The following is a 16105-nucleotide window of genomic DNA, read 5'->3' as shown; positions in this document are numbered from 1 at the left end:
TTAAAATACTAAGTTGAAATGCGTTTAAAACAAATTATTTCGCTGCCACTACTGCTGCAGTTGCTGTTGCCGCAGGTGCTGCTGCTGAATCTGCAGGAGCTGCTGCTGGTGCCGCTGCCGGAGCTTTTCCACCATTCTGCATCTGCTTGATATAACCTACCACTTTCCAGCGTTGTTCCATATCCAGCTGGCTGGCGTAACTACCCATCACGTTATAACCGAAAGTGATCACATGGAAGATACGGCCTTCTGTGTATTCCAGTACTTTACCGGTTAACAGCGCAGCAGGGGCTGCAGGATATGGACCCGTTCCGTCTTTATATAACGGACCGTTACCATCCAGCTTCTGACCATGGCAAACACCACAGTAAATATCAAAAAGGCGTTTACCTTCTTTGATGCCGGCTTCATCCAACACCAACGGGTTCTTTACCAGGTTTGCCTGTGCCGTATCCTCTGCTTTCAGGTGATAAGGAAGCAGGGTCCCTCTCTTCACAGTACCATCCACGGGTTTCAAACTGGTCAGGCGACCATTGTAAAACTCGTATGCACGGGATTCGTACATATCTGGTACATAAATTGTCCCGGGCTTTCTATTATGTGCTCCCTTGTTACAGGCGGCCAGTAAGGCTCCACCAGCTAAGGCAGCTACAATCAGTATGTTGGAAGTCCTTTTCATCAAAATATTTATTTCTAACTGATCTTTCTTTTTTGATTAAGCGTTCACCGGCGTTGTGCGCTGGCTGAATAACTTGTCTTCTCTGTCAAAACGACCCAGCCACCAGCCGGCTTCTACTTCCTGTTCGTTGATCTCTTTGGCGCCAACACTATCCAGGTAAGCTTTCACTTCCTCTGCACGTGTTTTCTCCGTGAGTTCAATCACCATTACAAACAGGTCATCACTCTGACGGGGATGGAACACATGTTTCTTTACAAAAGGAGCTAACTGGCAGAGATACATGAAGGTCATCACCATACCTACCGCTGCAAATAATACCGTCAACTCAAAAGTGATGGGTATGAATGCAGGTAATGGAAAGTGAGGTTTACCACCGATGTTCATCGGCCAATCTGTTGTGAATACCCAGCTCATAAATGATAAAGCGGTAGTTGTACCGGTAATACCATAAATGAAACCAGCAGTGTGCAGGCTTGTTTCTCTCAGGCCCATGGCATGGTCCAGACCATGCACGGGGAACGGCGTATACACATCATGAATCTTGTACCCGGCAGAGCGAACTTTCTTTACCGCCGGAAACAATACCGCCTCATCATCAAAACTGCCTACAACAAATTTTTTAACAGCCATATGGATAATATTCTATAATCCGTTAATCTAATTCAGTTCATTAGTGATGCGCCTGATCGTGCGCAAACTTATCATTGTCTTCCGTTTCGTATTTCACCATCTTCTCTTTGTAATTATGACCGGAAGTTTTAAGGATATGCTTGATCTCAGCAACCGCAATAACCGGGAAGTATTTAGCAAAGAGGAAGTAACAGGTGAAGAACAGCCCAAACGTTCCAAGGTAGAAACCAACCTCAGGCCAGGACGGACGATAGTAACCCCAGCTGGACGGAATGTAGTCACGGTACAGTGAAGTACAGATGATCACAAAACGTTCAAACCACATACCGATGTTCACAATGATAGACATGATAAAGGTAACCATGATGTTCCTTCTCATTTTCTTGAACCAGAACACCTGCGGAGACAATACGTTACAGGTCATCATGATCCAGTAGCTCCAGCCCAGGGGACCAGCGGCGCGGAATTTGTAGAAAGTATCAAACTCATACCGGCTGCCTGAATACCAGGCCATGAATAACTCAGTGAGGTAAGCCACACCCACGATAGAACCAGTCAGTACAATTACTTTGTTCATCGCCTCAACGTGACCAATTGTAATGTATTCTTCCAGGCCTAAGATCTTACGGGTGATGATCAGCAGTGTTTGTACCATCGCAAATCCGGAGAAGATCGCACCCGCAACGAAGTAGGGTGGGAAGATGGTAGTGTGCCATCCCGGAATTACAGAGGTAGCAAAGTCAAAGGATACAATGGTGTGTACGGAAAGTACCAGTGGCGTACTCAAACCGGCTAACACCAGTGATAATGACTCGTGGCGTTGCCAGTGTTTGGTGGAACCCGTCCAGCCAAAAGAAGCAATACCATATAAATACTTACGAAGTTTTGTTTTAGCTCTGTCCCGTACAGTTGCAAAATCCGGCAGCAAACCAGAGTACCAGAACAACAGGGAAACAGTGAAGTACGTGGAGATCGCAAACACGTCCCACAACAGTGGTGAGTTAAAGTTCACCCATAAAGGACCACGGGTGTTAGGATAAGGGAGTACAAAGAACGCCATCCAAACACGACCCATGTGCCAGATCGGGAATTGTCCCGCACACATTACCGCAAAGATGGTCATTGCTTCTGCTGCGCGGTTAACCCCTGTACGCCATCCCTGACGGAACAACAAGAGGATCGCGGAGATCAGCGTACCGGCGTGACCGATACCAACCCACCAAACGAAGTTGGTAATGTCCCAACCCCATCCAATAGTTTTGTTCAGGTTCCAAACCCCTGTTCCCCAATATACTTCCCAGGTTACAGAGAAAATCCCAAAACACAACAAGCTAATGGAGATAAATAAACCGATGTACCACAGCTTGCCAGGCTTGGCTTCAATAGGCCCGATAATATCCTCCGTTACCTGGTGATAATCCTTAACCCCATCTACTAAAGGTTCTCTCAGTGTGGATTCGTACTTCAAATGCATAGTATTTTGAGCTTTGCTCACTCCACCTTTCCAGATAGAGCTACGTTATTTCAAAACTTAAAACTGATTCTTTTACCAATTCAATCTTTCGCTTCTGTTCCTTTACCGGAACTTCCGCATTCTAGTGATGAGCTTTTTCATCTTTGTGTGCCTCATGTTCTCCAGCAGCTACCGGCGCAGCATCCTTGTTACGGACCTTAGCGAGATAGTTGATGGAAGGCAGTACGTGTGTTTCTTCCAAAACATAGTACAGACGATCTGCTTGCTCTTCATTACGAACCTTATAAATACGGCTTTCTTTGTCGTTAATGTTACCGAATACGATAGCATCAGCAGCACAAGCTTGTTGACAAGCTGTACGCGCTTCTCCATCTTTCATCGGACGGCCGGCTTTCTTTGCAGTCAGCTTCGCGTCTTGTAAACGTTGAACGCAGAAAGAACATTTTTCCATTGTACCACGGCTACGAACAACTACATCCGGATTCAATACCATACGGGTGAGTGCGTCATTCATATCGCCGGTATCGTGCAGGTTGCCTTCAATGCTGTCCGCACCGTTCCAGTCTCTCCAGTTGAAGCGACGAACTTTATATGGACAGTTGTTAGCGCAGTAACGGGTGCCGATGCAACGATTGTAAGCCATTTGGTTAAGACCTTCAGAACTGTGGTTGGTAGCAGCTACCGGACAAACGTTCTCACATGGAGCGTTATCACAGTGTTGGCAAAGCATCGGTTGAAACACTACTTCCGGGTTGTTTTCATCACCAGCGAAGTAACGGTCGATACGCAGCCAGTGCATTTCGTGTGCCAGTACCACTTGTTCTTTACCTACCACACCCACATTATTCTCAGCAGTACAAGCTACCACACAGGCGCCACAACCAAAACAAGTGTTCAGGTCGATAGACATACCCCATTTGATACCAGGATAAGCGTGCGAAGAATACAGCGTGCCATCCTTTGCGAAATCAGCACCGTATTTATCCAGCTCATGGCGGTCTTCATTTACCTTCTTAGGATTCCTGATGAATTCTTCGAGGGTAGTTTCTTTTACGATCGGGCGGCCTTCATAGCTGTTATGCGTTTGAGTAAGACCGATCGGATATGTTCTGCCAGCAGCAACCGCCGTTGCTTCTGTGGAATAATAATCAAAAGTTTGTCCGTTGGAAGAAACAAAAGGATAAGCATTCTGGCCTACTTCGCCGGCAGCTTTACCAATGTATTCTTTCTTACCACGTCCGTAACCAACTGCAATCGCAATAACATCCGGGTGAATACCTGGAACGATCAGCAAAGGCAATTCTACTTCTTTACCATTTGCTTTGATCTTCAATACTTGTTTATCAGCGGTGATCTCGTAATCATCGCCCAGTTCAGTAGAGAAAGTTTTAGCGAGGCTATTGGAAACACAAGCGTAGTTATCCCAGGTAGAACGGGTAATTGGATCGGGCATTTCCTGCAACCATGGGTTGTTGGCTTCCCTGCCGTTACCGATCGCTACTTTTTCATACAATACTAATTCCAGCTTACCGCCTTTCTTAGCACTGCTGATCTTAGCTGCAGCACCAGCAATATCACCAGCAAATGCAGCACCTGCCAAAGCAGCGCCGGCTTGTGGTTCAATCACACCATCCTGCAGGGTTTTATCCCATGCTTCCTGTGATCCCAGTTTACTGATCCATTCTGTTTTCAGATAATCTTCCCATGCAGTAGTGTTGCCACTCCAGTTCAGGAGAGAAGACTGGAAAGCGCGGGTTTTGAACAGCGGAGCAATGGTTGGCTGAATAAAGCCATAGTAACCAGTGCGGCCTTCTGCATCTCCCCAGCTTTCGAGGAAGTGATGATCAGGGATAATATATTTACAGAGTTCTGTTGTTTCGTCGTAACGTTCGTTGAAGGAAACAGATACCGGTACCTTGCTCAGTCCATCTGCAAATTTCTTTGCATCAAAATAGTTGTAAACAGGGTTAGCACCGTAGATCAGCAATGCGCCTACGCTACCAGCGTTCATATCATTCACCAATTGCGTGAACTCACTGTCAATACCCTGGCGGTAGTTGCTGGTCACTGCCCAGTCGATGGTAGCGCCGTTAGATCCTGCGAGGTTATTGATAGCATTTACAATGATCTGTACATTCACATCATTGGAACCTGATACCACGAGGGTTTTACCAGGATTCGCCTGAATAGCTTTAGCCGCTTTAGCGATACCTTCTTTCAGTTTAGCATCAGCCAGAGCCGGAGCAGTCACCGATCTGTCCAGAGCAGCCAGCAGGTTTAATGCTACGGCGCCTGTTTCAGAAGGACGGTGAGTGAATCTTTCGTCTGCGTTGGCACCGGTAAGGCTCATCATGCTTTCGAAATGGAAATGTTTGCTCATTTCCGGATTCTTTGCATTGATCTTACGGGTAGTACCGTACTGACGGGAGTATTCAGAAGGATTCAGCCAGGTACCGAGGAAATCGGCATTCAGGCTTACGATCACTTTTGCGTTTTCAAAATGATAAGATGGCAGTGTTCTCTTTCCGTAAGAAGCTTCATTCGCTTGCAAAACACCGGAGTAAGAAACTGCATCGTATGTAACGTGACGGGAGCCGGGGTATTTAGCCAGGAACTCACCGATCAGTTTTTTAGTAGTAGGGCTGATGATAGTGGTAGACAACAAAACAACAGGTTTACCGGCAATCGCTGCGCTGATCTGTTTGTCCAGCTCAGCATGCGGGGTTTCTGCTATCCTCTTTGCCAGATCTTCAACCTTAGGTCCTTTATTGATACCGGGATAACGGAGACGGGCAACATCATACAGTGCCAGTACAGCTCCCTGCACTCTGGCAGTGGAAGCTCCCCCTGTTACTGACGACATTTCGTTTCCTTCTATTTTGATCGGACGGCCTTCGCGGGTCTTAACCACCAGGGGAACATATTCTCCATCAGTAGTATAGGCAGAAGCATAATAGTTGGGTACACCGGGCGTAATATCCTGCGGTTTATTCACGTAAGGGATGGCCTTCTTCACAGGGATATCACAACTGGCTGCAATAGTTGCAGCCGCAGTGGTAAACCCGAGGTATTTCAAGAAATCCCGGCGGGGGGTAGTAGCGTTCAGCATGCTCTCACTCTCTTCAAACGGCAGGTCTTCCCTGAATTCGTTCTTCACAGTTTCCTGATGCCCAGCTGTATTGTGCAACTCCTCCAAGCCTTTCCAATACTTTTTTTGCTCCATGTGATTATATCGAGTTACGATTTAAAAAAGTTGAGTTATGTCGTCTAATGTATCAGACATAGTCCGTTTGCTTCCTTATTATATTATTAGTAGTGGCATTTTTGACATTCAGTACCACCCACCATATCTACTGTTACACCGTCAATCTTCTTGTCTTTGATATCCTGGTGTAATTTTTCGAAGATGCTGTAGTAGTTGTTTTCCACGAACTGCACTTTAGTAGTACGGTGACAGTTTACGCACCATCCCATAGAGAGGTCGGCAAACTGATGTACTTCATCCATGTTCTGAATTTCGCCGTGGCAGGTCTGGCATTGTACCTGACCGGCTTTTACGTGTTGAGAGTGGTTGAAGTATACGTGGTCAGGCAGGTTGTGGATCTTGGTCCATTCAATCGGCTGGCCTGGTTTAGTGTATTTGCTTGCTTTAGGATCCCAGCCAACGTGATCGTATAATTTCTGGATCTCTGCAGTACCGTTTACTTTTTTGCCTTCAGCAGTGAACAGGTCCGGACCAGTATACTCATTGATGGCCTTGTGACAGTTCATACAAACATTCTCTGAAGGGATCATTGCATGTTTGCTCTTTTCTGCGGAAGAGTGGCAATACAAACAGTTGATCTGGTTGATGCCTGCGTGTACTTTGTGGGAGTAGAAGATGGGTTGCTCAGGCATGTAATCCTGCTGGCGTCCCAGGCCGATAGCGCCCTGGATAGTGAAATAACCGCCAACCACGAACAGCAGTACAATGCAAAGTGCGATGTATGCTTTGTTCTTATAGAAAGGAACCGGCTCAGCGTTCTCATGTCCTTCTTTCTCGGAAGCCAGTTTGTTCAAGTTACTGTTGATCTGCATCAGGATCACCGCTACGATCGCAAGGATCAGGGTGATGATACCAAAGAGGAGACTGTTACCGCCTTCTTCTTTAGAAGTTTCTCCACCGGCAGCAGGTGCTGAAGCTTTAGCAGCAGCGGGATCAGGGGCCGAATTGATATAGGCCAGGATGTTATCAATATCCTCATCCTTCAATGCAGGGAAAGCCCTCATGGCTACCTTGTTGTACTCATTGAAGAGTTTATTGGCATAAGGATCTCCTGAAGCCAGAACAGCCGCAGAGTTGCGGATCCAGCTATGAAGCAGTTTCTTATCAGCCCACCTGTCTTCAACACCAGCCAATGCAGGTCCTGTAATCTTCTTGTGAACGTTGTGACAAGAAGCACAGTTCTGCTGAAATAGCGTCTTACCTGCACCAGGATCTGCTGCCCCAGCTGCGGAAAATGAACTAACAAGTCCCGCGCATAGGATAAGAACACTCACAAATTGCTTACGCAAACGAATGGAAACACGATACACAGCCTATTTATTTAGATTTGACCTAAGGTTTCTTTAAAAGTGCTCGCAAAAATAAGACAGAATGTTGACAATTTACCAACAATTAAAAAAAAGTTGTCCTTGTTTTGAAAACACTTTTTATATATTATTCGCGAGGCCTTCGCCCGCGAAAATGCTTTGCAGTAGCTGATTGTAGTACTATGTTACCAACCTCCCCCTCCAATCACGTTATAAATTCCTGATAAAAATCATATTTCCAAAATGAAGAGGTCCGTGCGATAACTATGATACTATTTTTGCATTGGGGAAAATGCCGGTTGAAAATGAAACAGTGATAATGTAACTATTAACCCTTAAACAAGTTAGAATAATAAATGTTGTGATTACCTGATTTTAGTCATTCTCAGCAAATGATAATCATCAACTTGCAACCATTTGGAGCCCACACTTCCTAAATTTAATAAAAAAGACCTGATTCATAAAGTCTTATCTGCCTATTTTTGCAGCTTATTAAACAACCGGGCTTGAAAAATATCGTCCTATTCGCATCAGGAGCAGGCAGTAATGCACAAAAGATCATTGACCATTTCAGGGGTTCCAGCCTGGCTAAAGTCACGCTCATACTATCTAACAAGGCAGAAGCCGGTATCTTTAAGATAGCGGAAAAGGAACAGATCCCTGCTGTATTAATAGATAAAGAGCAATTCTTCCGGGGAGACACTTACATTAAGTTACTTCAAGAGGCCGAGACAGACCTCGTGGTATTGGCCGGTTTTTTATGGAAGGTACCCGCTAACTTAGTAGCTGCTTATCCAAATCGTATCATTAATATACACCCCGCCCTTTTACCCAAATTTGGAGGAAAAGGGATGTACGGGCATTTTGTGCATGAAGCAGTATTGGCCGCCGGAGAAAAAGAAAGTGGTATCACCATCCACTATGTGAATGAAAAATATGATGATGGTGGTGTGATCCTCCAGGAAAGATGTACAGTCACGGTGGAGGATACCCCGGAAAGCCTGGCGCGCAAAGTGCAGGCATTGGAACACCAGTGGTTCCCCCTAATTGTGGAACGATTATTGACACAATAATTACCGTAGATAACGGCTAAATCTATCCATCTGTTTCTACTTCAACTTATAGTTGTTATGAAAAGAATATTACCCTTTGTTCTGCTGTTCTCCTTTATCAGTTTATCCAGCAACGCCCAGGAACCCGAAAAGAAATTCCGTAAACGTACGTACCTGAAAGTAAATCCATCAACGATCATCAGTTCATTGGACATCTACCTGGAACAGGACCTTACAGAAAAGATCAGCCTGGAATTGGGTGTATCCGGTATCTACACAGATTATCCTGATTATGTTTTTACGAAACGGGTAGATGTGGGCCAAAGAAAACCCGGCATCAGTACGGAACAATTTGTGGAAGGCCGTGGATTAGGATTCCGTGCCGGCATGAAATGGTACCTCTTCCGCCAGACATCTGAGAATACAGCCCGGGGTACTTATTTTGAACCAGTGTTATTCTACAAAAAAGTTTTCTACCCTAATGAAGACCAGACGTTAAATGGTACGATCTATAAGAATGAAGGTGATAAAAATGTGTATGGCATCCAGTTACTCCTGGGCCGCCAGGTAAAGCGGGATAAATTCATCCTCGATCCTTACCTGGGGGTGGGCATCCGCAGCAAAGTATATAACTACACCAACTATACACAGTCCGGCCCTTCAGTTAATGCAGACCAGACCGAACTGATCAATGTATTACCCAGCATTCATCTTGGTATCAAAGTAGGATTCAGTTTATAGTTTCGTAAACCGCACACCTAAGAATCCGCGGATCCCCTGGTTGGGTGCAAACACATAACTGGGGTCAAAAGTAAGCCTGTCCGGATTCTCCGCTGTAGGCATCACAGAACCATCCGGATTATATACCACCTTCTTATCAAACGGGTCATGCGACCGTGCAATGGAATTCTTAGGTGGCGTATAGTTCAGCAGGTTCTTCACCCCGCCATAAACCTCCCAGCCTTTCTTAAATTTCTTGGTCATCTGAATATTCTGAATGCTCCAGTAAGGAGAGGAAGAAGCACGCGGATCATATACACTTTGTAAAGGCAAGAGCATCGGCCCGTAAATGTTACCCGTGTAATCTATACTGATACCGGAATGCCGGAATGTATAGGAAGCAGACCAGGTGCCGGAGAATTTCTCCGTCAGTTTAGGCCGCACCTTTTGGCTGCCGTTCTTCTCATATACATCTACAAACGTAACACCGGCAATCAGTTTCAAAGGAAAGTTAAACATCAGGTCTGCATTCAGACTGAATCCTTTGGAGATGGCATGCCCTTTCAGGTTATCATAAAGGATGGTATCCGGTTTGCTGTAATCCGGCAATATCTTATTGGAAAAGTAAGTATAGAATGCGGTAGCATCCAAACTCAGGAAAGCATTATTCAACGGGATCTTCTTAGTATAGTTCAGGTTAACGTTCAAACTCTTTTCCGGTTTCAGTGCAGATGCAATCACTACTTCCCTGGCCCCTGTTAATGCCGCATGATCTTCTGTGAAAATAGACACTACCCTGTAACCCGTTCCTGCATTCAATCTCAATACATTGCGATAGTTGGGCGTCCATTTATAAGCGAGGCGTGGTGTGAAAATGTTACCGTGAATAGAGTTGTGATCATAACGCATGCCCATCAGTAAAGTGTGGCTGCTGTTAAATCTCAACTCATCCTGTAAGAATAGACCTGGCAGAAAAGTACGCTCCGGTTTGTTCTTTATAACAGCCCCTTCTTTTATGGTAGTCACTACCGTATTATCATCATAAAAAGTATAGCGCACCGGTAAACCCGCTAAGAGACTATGTTTCCCCACTTCCTTATCCCAGGTAAGCTGTGCAAAAGAAATAGTTTGCTGCGCGAGGAACACCGTTTTACCGTATACCGAATTCTGATTGTGGTAATTAAAAGATGTCTGGAACATCACATGCTCTTTCGTTGGCAACTGGTATTGGCCTATCACTTCAGCGCGACTCGTAAAAATACTTTCGCCATACACACTGTCCGTTCCTCTCCAATGTTTATTCCAGCGGGTTTCTCCTCCCCACCTGTCTTCATAAAAATAACGCGCTGCAATAGTAGCTACCCTGTTATGCTTACGCGAGAAGTTCCATTTATTAAACAGAGAGATGCGGTGTTGTAAAGTAACATCCGTGAAACCATCATCGTTTTTATCAATAGGATGTTGATAGTTATAATAATTCACGCCTAACAAGGCTTGTGCATTTTTACCGGCATTGATGCGCAAACCAAGGTCCACACTATATTCCTGCCAGCCGGTAGCCATTACATCTGCTGTAAATTTAGGTGCAGTAACAGGAGATTTGGTGATGATATTAATAAGCCCCGCTACTGCTTCAGAACCATATAAAGTAGAAGCCGGTCCTTTCACGATCTCCACTCTTTCCACCAGGCTGTTTGGAATGCCCGATAAACCATATACTGTAGAAAGTGCACTCACAATAGGCATCCCGTCTATCATCACCATTGTATAAGGTCCTTCCAGACCATTGATGTGAATGTCTCCTGTATTGCACACATTACAATTCAATTGTGGGCGCACGCCATTTACATTTTGCAATGCATCAAAAATACTGGGGGTGGGGTTTCTTTTGAAGAATACGGGGGAATAAACTTCTACCGGCACAGGGCTTTCCATTTTGGAAACCGCTCTTAAGGTACCACTGACCACTACTTCATTGAGGTTGGAAGAAGTAGGCATTAACCGGATTGTAGTCTCCGTGATGCCGGAAGTTTTGATCTGAACCGGCTGCACATAAGTAACATATCCCACAGCACTTACCTGTAAAATATGCCTTCCGGGTGTAAGCCCGCTCAGATCAAATTCTCCGGCTTCGTTGGTAACGCCTCCTTTCTTTAAGTCCTTAAAACCGATGCTGGCAAATGGTACCGGTTTGTCTTCTGATGTAATAGTTCCCTTTAAACGACCCTGTGCGAATAATTCAGTTGCTTGAAACAGTAATATAGTTAGGATAAATTTGTAGGTCATATGGCAAATTTAAAATTTAAAACCATATTCGTCTAAACTTATTTTTAGTCTAGTCTAAATATAAGAGTCATTTACACCGCTTACATCCCCTCAGATTCAGCAAATGCGCCCAGACGATCAGTCCTGCTCCTAACGTGATCACAAAGGGTTCCCAGCTTTCCGCCGTCAGGAAATGCCCTGCCAGCAAAGCCACATAACCCAAAGAAAAAAGTACCAGCGGCCTGGCATGACGGTGATGTTTCCGGTAGCCCCTGAACAAAGCAGCATACCCAACAAGGAAAGAAAAGCCCAGCAGCGCATACTCCAGCTTTTCATTTTCCAGCATTTCCAATCCCAGCAAAGGCAAACCTGTGATCACCAGGGGTAACAAAACACAGTGTACTGCGCAAACAAGAGAAGCGCCAATACCCAGTGCATCCAGGTTCCATTTGGAAAAAAGAGACATACGCATGGTGGATGATTTTTTAATGGAGAACAAAACTAAGATACTTTTGCAACTTTGTTGCACTTAATTGTAACTTTCTAATAAAATATCAGATGGGATGGGTATCTTCGCCACTCGTAAGTGGCTGAATGCAACTGTGTTGCTTTTAAAGAAAAGAACTATGCTATACACCAGAAATCTTGTCTATGCCCATCCAAACGGTCATGCGTTGTTGTTTCCAGACATGGAATGTGCAGCAGGCGATGTGTTATTGATCACAGGAGGCTCAGGGGTAGGGAAAACCACCCTGCTGCACCTCCTGGCGGGTTTGCTGAAACCCGCCATTGGAGAAATTCATGTGGCAGGTACAGCCATTCAGTCAATGAAGCCCGCAGCCATGGATGCTTTTCGGGGGAAACACATTGGCATCATTTATCAGCAGTCTCACTTCATTGCGTCATTGTCTGTAAGAGAGAATCTTTTGCTGGTATCTAAGAATACAAGGCTACAGGAGATTTCCGAAAAACTGGGTATCCAACAGCTGCTGCATAAAAAACCAGCCCAACTGAGCCAGGGAGAACAGCAACGTGCTTCCATCACACGCGCGCTTTTGCAATCCCCGCAATTATTACTCGCAGATGAACCCACCGCCAGTCTGGACGATGAGAATTGCATAGCCGTCGCCAAGTTACTGGCAGCACAGGCTGCGGAACAAAGAGCAGCACTGCTCATTGTTACACATGATAACCGGTTGAAACAACTTTTCGCTCATCATATTACGCTGTCATGATCCTGCGCATTGCTTTTAAAAATCTTTTACATAAACCGCTGTACGCAGTGCTTTGCTGGTTATTACTGGCTTGCAGCACTGCGGTATTGTTGCTGCTCATCACATTGAGCCGCCAGGCGCAGGAACAATTAGAGAAACAGATCGACGGAGTGGATATGGTGCTGGGTGCAAAAGGCAGCCCCTTGCAACTGATCTTATCCAGCGTATATAACATTGACGCCCCTACGGGAAATATTTCCCTGGAAGAAGCACAACGTTTTATGCAGCATCCGCTTGTTGAATCCGCCATTCCTATTTCACTGGGAGATGCTTACATGGGTTACCGCATCATCGGAACAACGGATGCTTATCTTAAAAAATACAATCTGCAACCAGCTACCGGCAAAGTATTCTCACAAGATATGGAAGTAGTGATAGGTGCCACAGTGGCCAAACGCAGCCAGTTGAAAGTGGGCAGTAAATTTGCCGGAACACATGGCCTGGGAGAAAAGGGGCATGTACATGAAGAACATAATTATGTGGTTACGGGCGTCCTTCCGCCAACCGGACTTTCGGTTGATCAACTGATCCTTACTTCATTACAAAGCGTATGGACGATCCACGAAACAAATGAACGCCAGATCACTTCCGTACTCATCAAATTCAAAAGCCCTCTGGCCCAGTTGCAAATGCCCCGCATGGTGAACGAAAACACCAACATGCAAGCCGCTGTTCCCGCTATAGAAATTAACCGGTTGCAATCCCTGATGGGCTCAGGCACCGCAGTGCTGCGGATCCTCGGATGGTTATTGGCAGGCCTTGCAACCTGTAGTATCTTTGTAATGCTGGTGCAGGGGACCCATGAAAGAAGATATGAACTCGCGCTGCTGAGAAGTATGGGTTGGGGAAGAGGAAAACTATTAAGCTTAGTATTGGCCGAAGCTGGTATTTTAGGCATAGCTGGTATCCTCGGCGGCTTTTTACTCAGCAGGTTAAGCGGATGGTTCCTGCAACAGGAGGTCTTTTCACATTATCATTTAAATTTCTCAGGTGCATGGAAGATCACGCCGGCAGATCTGATCACGGCTGCAGCGATTCTCGCAGCCTGTTTACTGGCCGCACTTTTTCCTGCTATCCGGGCTTTCCGGCTGAACATTTCTAAAACATTGGCAAATGCTTAAAATAGAACGATTATTAGTGGCAGCGATGGCTTTCCTGATGGTGTCCTGCTCCAACGTCTCGCGGTACTGCAAACATGGAAATTTCATTTTAAACTTCTCGCAAGGATCAAGCCTCCCCATGTCCACAGTGTACTATCCGGACGATACCGCAGTGCAGAAGATCACCTGGAAACAACTTTCAGACGTGATCTTCGACCGTAAATGGGATGAAAAGATGCAAATGCCCATGTTGTACCCTTCTTTTTCCCGCACCATTAAAGCCCTGCACGGAAAAACCATCAGCATCAGCGGTTACGTGGTACCCGTAGATGCCAAAGGTGGAATGTTCGTGTTATCCGCCAATCCCAACAGCTCCTGCTTCTTTTGCGGAGGCGCAGGCCCGGAAACGATCATGACCCTCAAGTTCAAATCCGGCAAACCAGCTTTTGAAACAGATGACTACGTTCGCTTCCAGGGCAGACTAAGGCTCAACGAGAAAAACATTTACGAATTATATTATAACCTGGACGACGCCGTACTCGTAACCAAGTAAATGGTGATCTGCTCAAACTGTGCTACCTTTGTATATTAGATTTAAGACGGAATTGATATGTCTAAGAAAGCGATCTTTTATATCTCCTTTTTTGTGTTGCTGAGCGTTGGTTTCATGGGTTTTGCCGGACTGATGATCAAAGAAGGCACCGGTGAATTTTTCGGAAAGGAAAAGTTGCCGGTATTGGGAACACCTGGCCACACCGTACAGGGTTTCAAACTGACCAACCAGGATGGAAAGACCATCACGCAGGACAACGTAAAAGGAAAGATCTACGTGGCAGAATATTTCTTCACTACCTGTACGAATATCTGCCCGGTGATGAATAAGAACATGGAGAAAGTGTATGCAAAGTATAAGGAGAATCCAAATTTCCTCATCCTCTCCCATACCTCAGATCCTGAATACGATTCCATTCCCGTGTTAAAAGCATACGCTGCTAAACATGGTGCAGATGTAAAGAACTGGCTCTTTTTAACAGGGGATAAAAGGCACCTGTACAAACTGGCCCGCGAAAGTTACCTCGTTGACGATGGTCATTACACCGGTGAAGATGATTTCATTCACACCCAGTGGTTTGCACTGGTAGATGGTGATGGCCAGATCAGGGGTTTATATGAAGGAACAAAAGATAAAGATATTGACAAGCTGATCAAGGAAATAGATCAGCTGATGCATGAATAAATTGATATCACATGTCTGCTAAAAATAAAGAACTCATCGTGCAGTTGTTGCGCTCCAGTAACCTGAGTATTACGGATACGCGTGTAAAGATCCTGGAGCTCTTTTTGAAAAGTAATGGTGCACTCGAACATGCGGATTTTGAAAAATTGAGCGGCAAGTCGTTCGACAGGGTAACCATTTACCGTACACTGCAAACCTTCCTGGACAAAGGGATCGTACACAAGATCCCCACCACAGATACCTCCGTACGATATGCCATCTGCAGATCGGAATGTAAAGAACATGAACACCATGATCACCACGTACATTTCCGTTGCGAAGAATGCGGCAGTACACAATGCCTCGAAGAAACAGATGTGCCTGTTATCTCACTGCCGAAGGGTTATGCATTGCATAATGTGGAAGTAGTAGTTAGCGGCGTATGTAAGGAGTGTAAATAGGCTTTTTCACTTTCGCCTGTTTCTCCAGGTCAGATAATTGATACACCTTATAATCAATCGACATTTGGGTGGCACTTTGTTCCACGGTACTGGTGAATCCGGCTTTTCCCCTGCGCTCATTCACACCTTCCGGATCTTTAACAGGCCAGATGATAGTTCCTCCTCCTCCTTTCTTAAATTTCACCCAGCCAAACTGAGTGCCATAAACCTGTTCCTCTCCTTTGTGCATCAGGTAATAGTCCAGGGCCACCGCATAAGATCTGAATGCAAGTTCACCGCTTTCGGCAGCTGCCTTTAACAACGGCAGGTATGCTTTCACCTTGTTTGAATGCAGCATAACACTTACCGCTACTGTGCTCGCTCTTTCACCTACCAGGCTCTTCCCCGGATAACCCTGCTTTTTGATCACTGATCTGATAAATCGCATATTGCGGGAATCGATGGTGGCTATCTCTGCATCTAATGCGGGATATACCATGCCTTTGGGAACATCATTTGCACTGGCAAAGGAATCCATAGCAGGCTGCCTGCCATAAATTTTCCGTAGGCTTTGATCACTGATATAAATACTATCCAGTGCCCTGGCAAGAGCAGTGTCTTTCTGCGCAAAGGAAGAAAGACTGATCAGGAAGGTTAATAGGGAAAGGGATATAGCTTTCATA

At 45.4% G+C, this 16105-nt stretch carries 15 protein-coding genes; 7 read left to right on the top strand and 8 right to left on the bottom strand.

What is annotated here, in order from left to right; translation table 11 throughout:
• Positions 1 to 34 precede the first annotated feature (34 nt).
• From GFS24_RS16695 to GFS24_RS16675, 5 genes are all read right to left on the bottom strand, one after another.
• Positions 35 to 679, bottom strand: coding sequence for a c-type cytochrome (locus GFS24_RS16695; protein WP_153661203.1), 645 nt, complete (start codon positions 677 to 679; stop codon positions 35 to 37).
• A gap of 36 nt (positions 680 to 715) precedes the next feature.
• Positions 716 to 1309, bottom strand: a complete 594-nt coding sequence (locus GFS24_RS16690; protein ID WP_074241824.1) for a DUF3341 domain-containing protein — start codon at positions 1307 to 1309, stop codon at positions 716 to 718.
• A 40-nt stretch (positions 1310 to 1349) separates the two neighbouring features.
• Complete coding sequence (gene nrfD, locus GFS24_RS16685; protein WP_153661201.1) at positions 1350 to 2783, bottom strand: NrfD/PsrC family molybdoenzyme membrane anchor subunit; 1434 nt, start codon at positions 2781 to 2783, stop codon at positions 1350 to 1352.
• A 121-nt stretch (positions 2784 to 2904) separates the two neighbouring features.
• A complete protein-coding gene (locus tag GFS24_RS16680) occupies positions 2905 to 6006 on the bottom strand; it encodes a TAT-variant-translocated molybdopterin oxidoreductase (RefSeq protein WP_153661199.1) in 3102 nt (1033 codons plus the stop codon).
• Positions 6007 to 6092: 86 nt separating this feature from the next.
• A complete protein-coding gene (locus GFS24_RS16675; RefSeq protein WP_371730943.1) occupies positions 6093 to 7358 on the bottom strand; it encodes a c-type cytochrome in 1266 nt (421 codons plus the stop codon).
• 503 nt (positions 7359 to 7861) lie between these two features.
• Here GFS24_RS16675 and purN point away from each other — a divergent pair.
• Together purN and GFS24_RS16665 are read left to right on the top strand one after the other, a co-directional pair.
• Positions 7862 to 8428 (top strand): phosphoribosylglycinamide formyltransferase, encoded by a 567-nt coding sequence (gene purN, locus GFS24_RS16670; protein WP_153661197.1) that lies wholly within the window; start codon positions 7862 to 7864, stop codon positions 8426 to 8428.
• 57 nt (positions 8429 to 8485) lie between these two features.
• A complete protein-coding gene (locus GFS24_RS16665) occupies positions 8486 to 9148 on the top strand; it encodes a hypothetical protein (protein ID WP_153661195.1) in 663 nt (220 codons plus the stop codon).
• Here GFS24_RS16665 and GFS24_RS16660 read toward each other — a convergent pair.
• Both GFS24_RS16660 and GFS24_RS16655 read right to left on the bottom strand, forming a co-directional pair.
• Positions 9143 to 11413 carry a TonB-dependent receptor gene (locus GFS24_RS16660; protein ID WP_153661193.1) on the bottom strand — a complete coding sequence of 757 codons (2271 nt, stop codon included), beginning with the start codon at positions 11411 to 11413 and terminating at the stop codon, positions 9143 to 9145. The two genes, GFS24_RS16665 and GFS24_RS16660, sit on opposite strands and share 6 nt — an antisense overlap.
• Positions 11414 to 11480: 67 nt before the next feature.
• A complete protein-coding gene (locus GFS24_RS16655) occupies positions 11481 to 11864 on the bottom strand; it encodes a MerC domain-containing protein (RefSeq protein ID WP_153661191.1) in 384 nt (127 codons plus the stop codon).
• A gap of 154 nt (positions 11865 to 12018) precedes the next feature.
• On the opposite strand from GFS24_RS16655, the gene GFS24_RS16650 reads away from it, so the two are divergent.
• The 5 genes from GFS24_RS16650 to GFS24_RS16630 are packed head-to-tail and all read left to right on the top strand — an operon-like array spanning position 12019 to position 15443.
• Entirely contained in the window at positions 12019 to 12627 is a 609-nt protein-coding gene (locus GFS24_RS16650; protein ID WP_153661189.1) for an ABC transporter ATP-binding protein, read from the top strand.
• Positions 12624 to 13787 carry an FtsX-like permease family protein gene (locus tag GFS24_RS16645; RefSeq protein ID WP_153661187.1) on the top strand — a complete coding sequence of 388 codons (1164 nt, stop codon included), beginning with the start codon at positions 12624 to 12626 and terminating at the stop codon, positions 13785 to 13787. The genes GFS24_RS16650 and GFS24_RS16645 overlap by 4 nt, the downstream gene beginning before the upstream one ends.
• Complete coding sequence (locus GFS24_RS16640) at positions 13780 to 14319, top strand: DUF3299 domain-containing protein (RefSeq protein ID WP_153661185.1); 540 nt, start codon at positions 13780 to 13782, stop codon at positions 14317 to 14319. The genes GFS24_RS16645 and GFS24_RS16640 overlap by 8 nt, the downstream gene beginning before the upstream one ends.
• 57 nt (positions 14320 to 14376) lie before the next feature.
• Entirely contained in the window at positions 14377 to 15003 is a 627-nt protein-coding gene (locus tag GFS24_RS16635) for an SCO family protein (RefSeq protein ID WP_153661183.1), read from the top strand.
• Positions 15004 to 15014: 11 nt separating this feature from the next.
• Positions 15015 to 15443, top strand: coding sequence for a Fur family transcriptional regulator (locus GFS24_RS16630; RefSeq protein WP_153661181.1), 429 nt, complete (start codon positions 15015 to 15017; stop codon positions 15441 to 15443).
• On the opposite strand, the gene GFS24_RS16625 is transcribed toward GFS24_RS16630, so the two are convergent.
• A complete protein-coding gene (locus GFS24_RS16625) occupies positions 15415 to 16104 on the bottom strand; it encodes a DUF6624 domain-containing protein (protein ID WP_153661179.1) in 690 nt (229 codons plus the stop codon). The genes GFS24_RS16630 and GFS24_RS16625 overlap by 29 nt on opposite strands.
• Position 16105: the final 1 nt, after the last annotated feature.

Origin of the sequence: Chitinophaga sp. SYP-B3965, from assembly GCF_009647655.1 — a bacterium.
In the GTDB taxonomy this organism is placed as follows: domain Bacteria; phylum Bacteroidota; class Bacteroidia; order Chitinophagales; family Chitinophagaceae; genus Chitinophaga.
The sequence above is the reverse complement of the archived record's forward strand: the minus strand, read 5'-3'. Positions and strand labels throughout refer to the sequence as shown.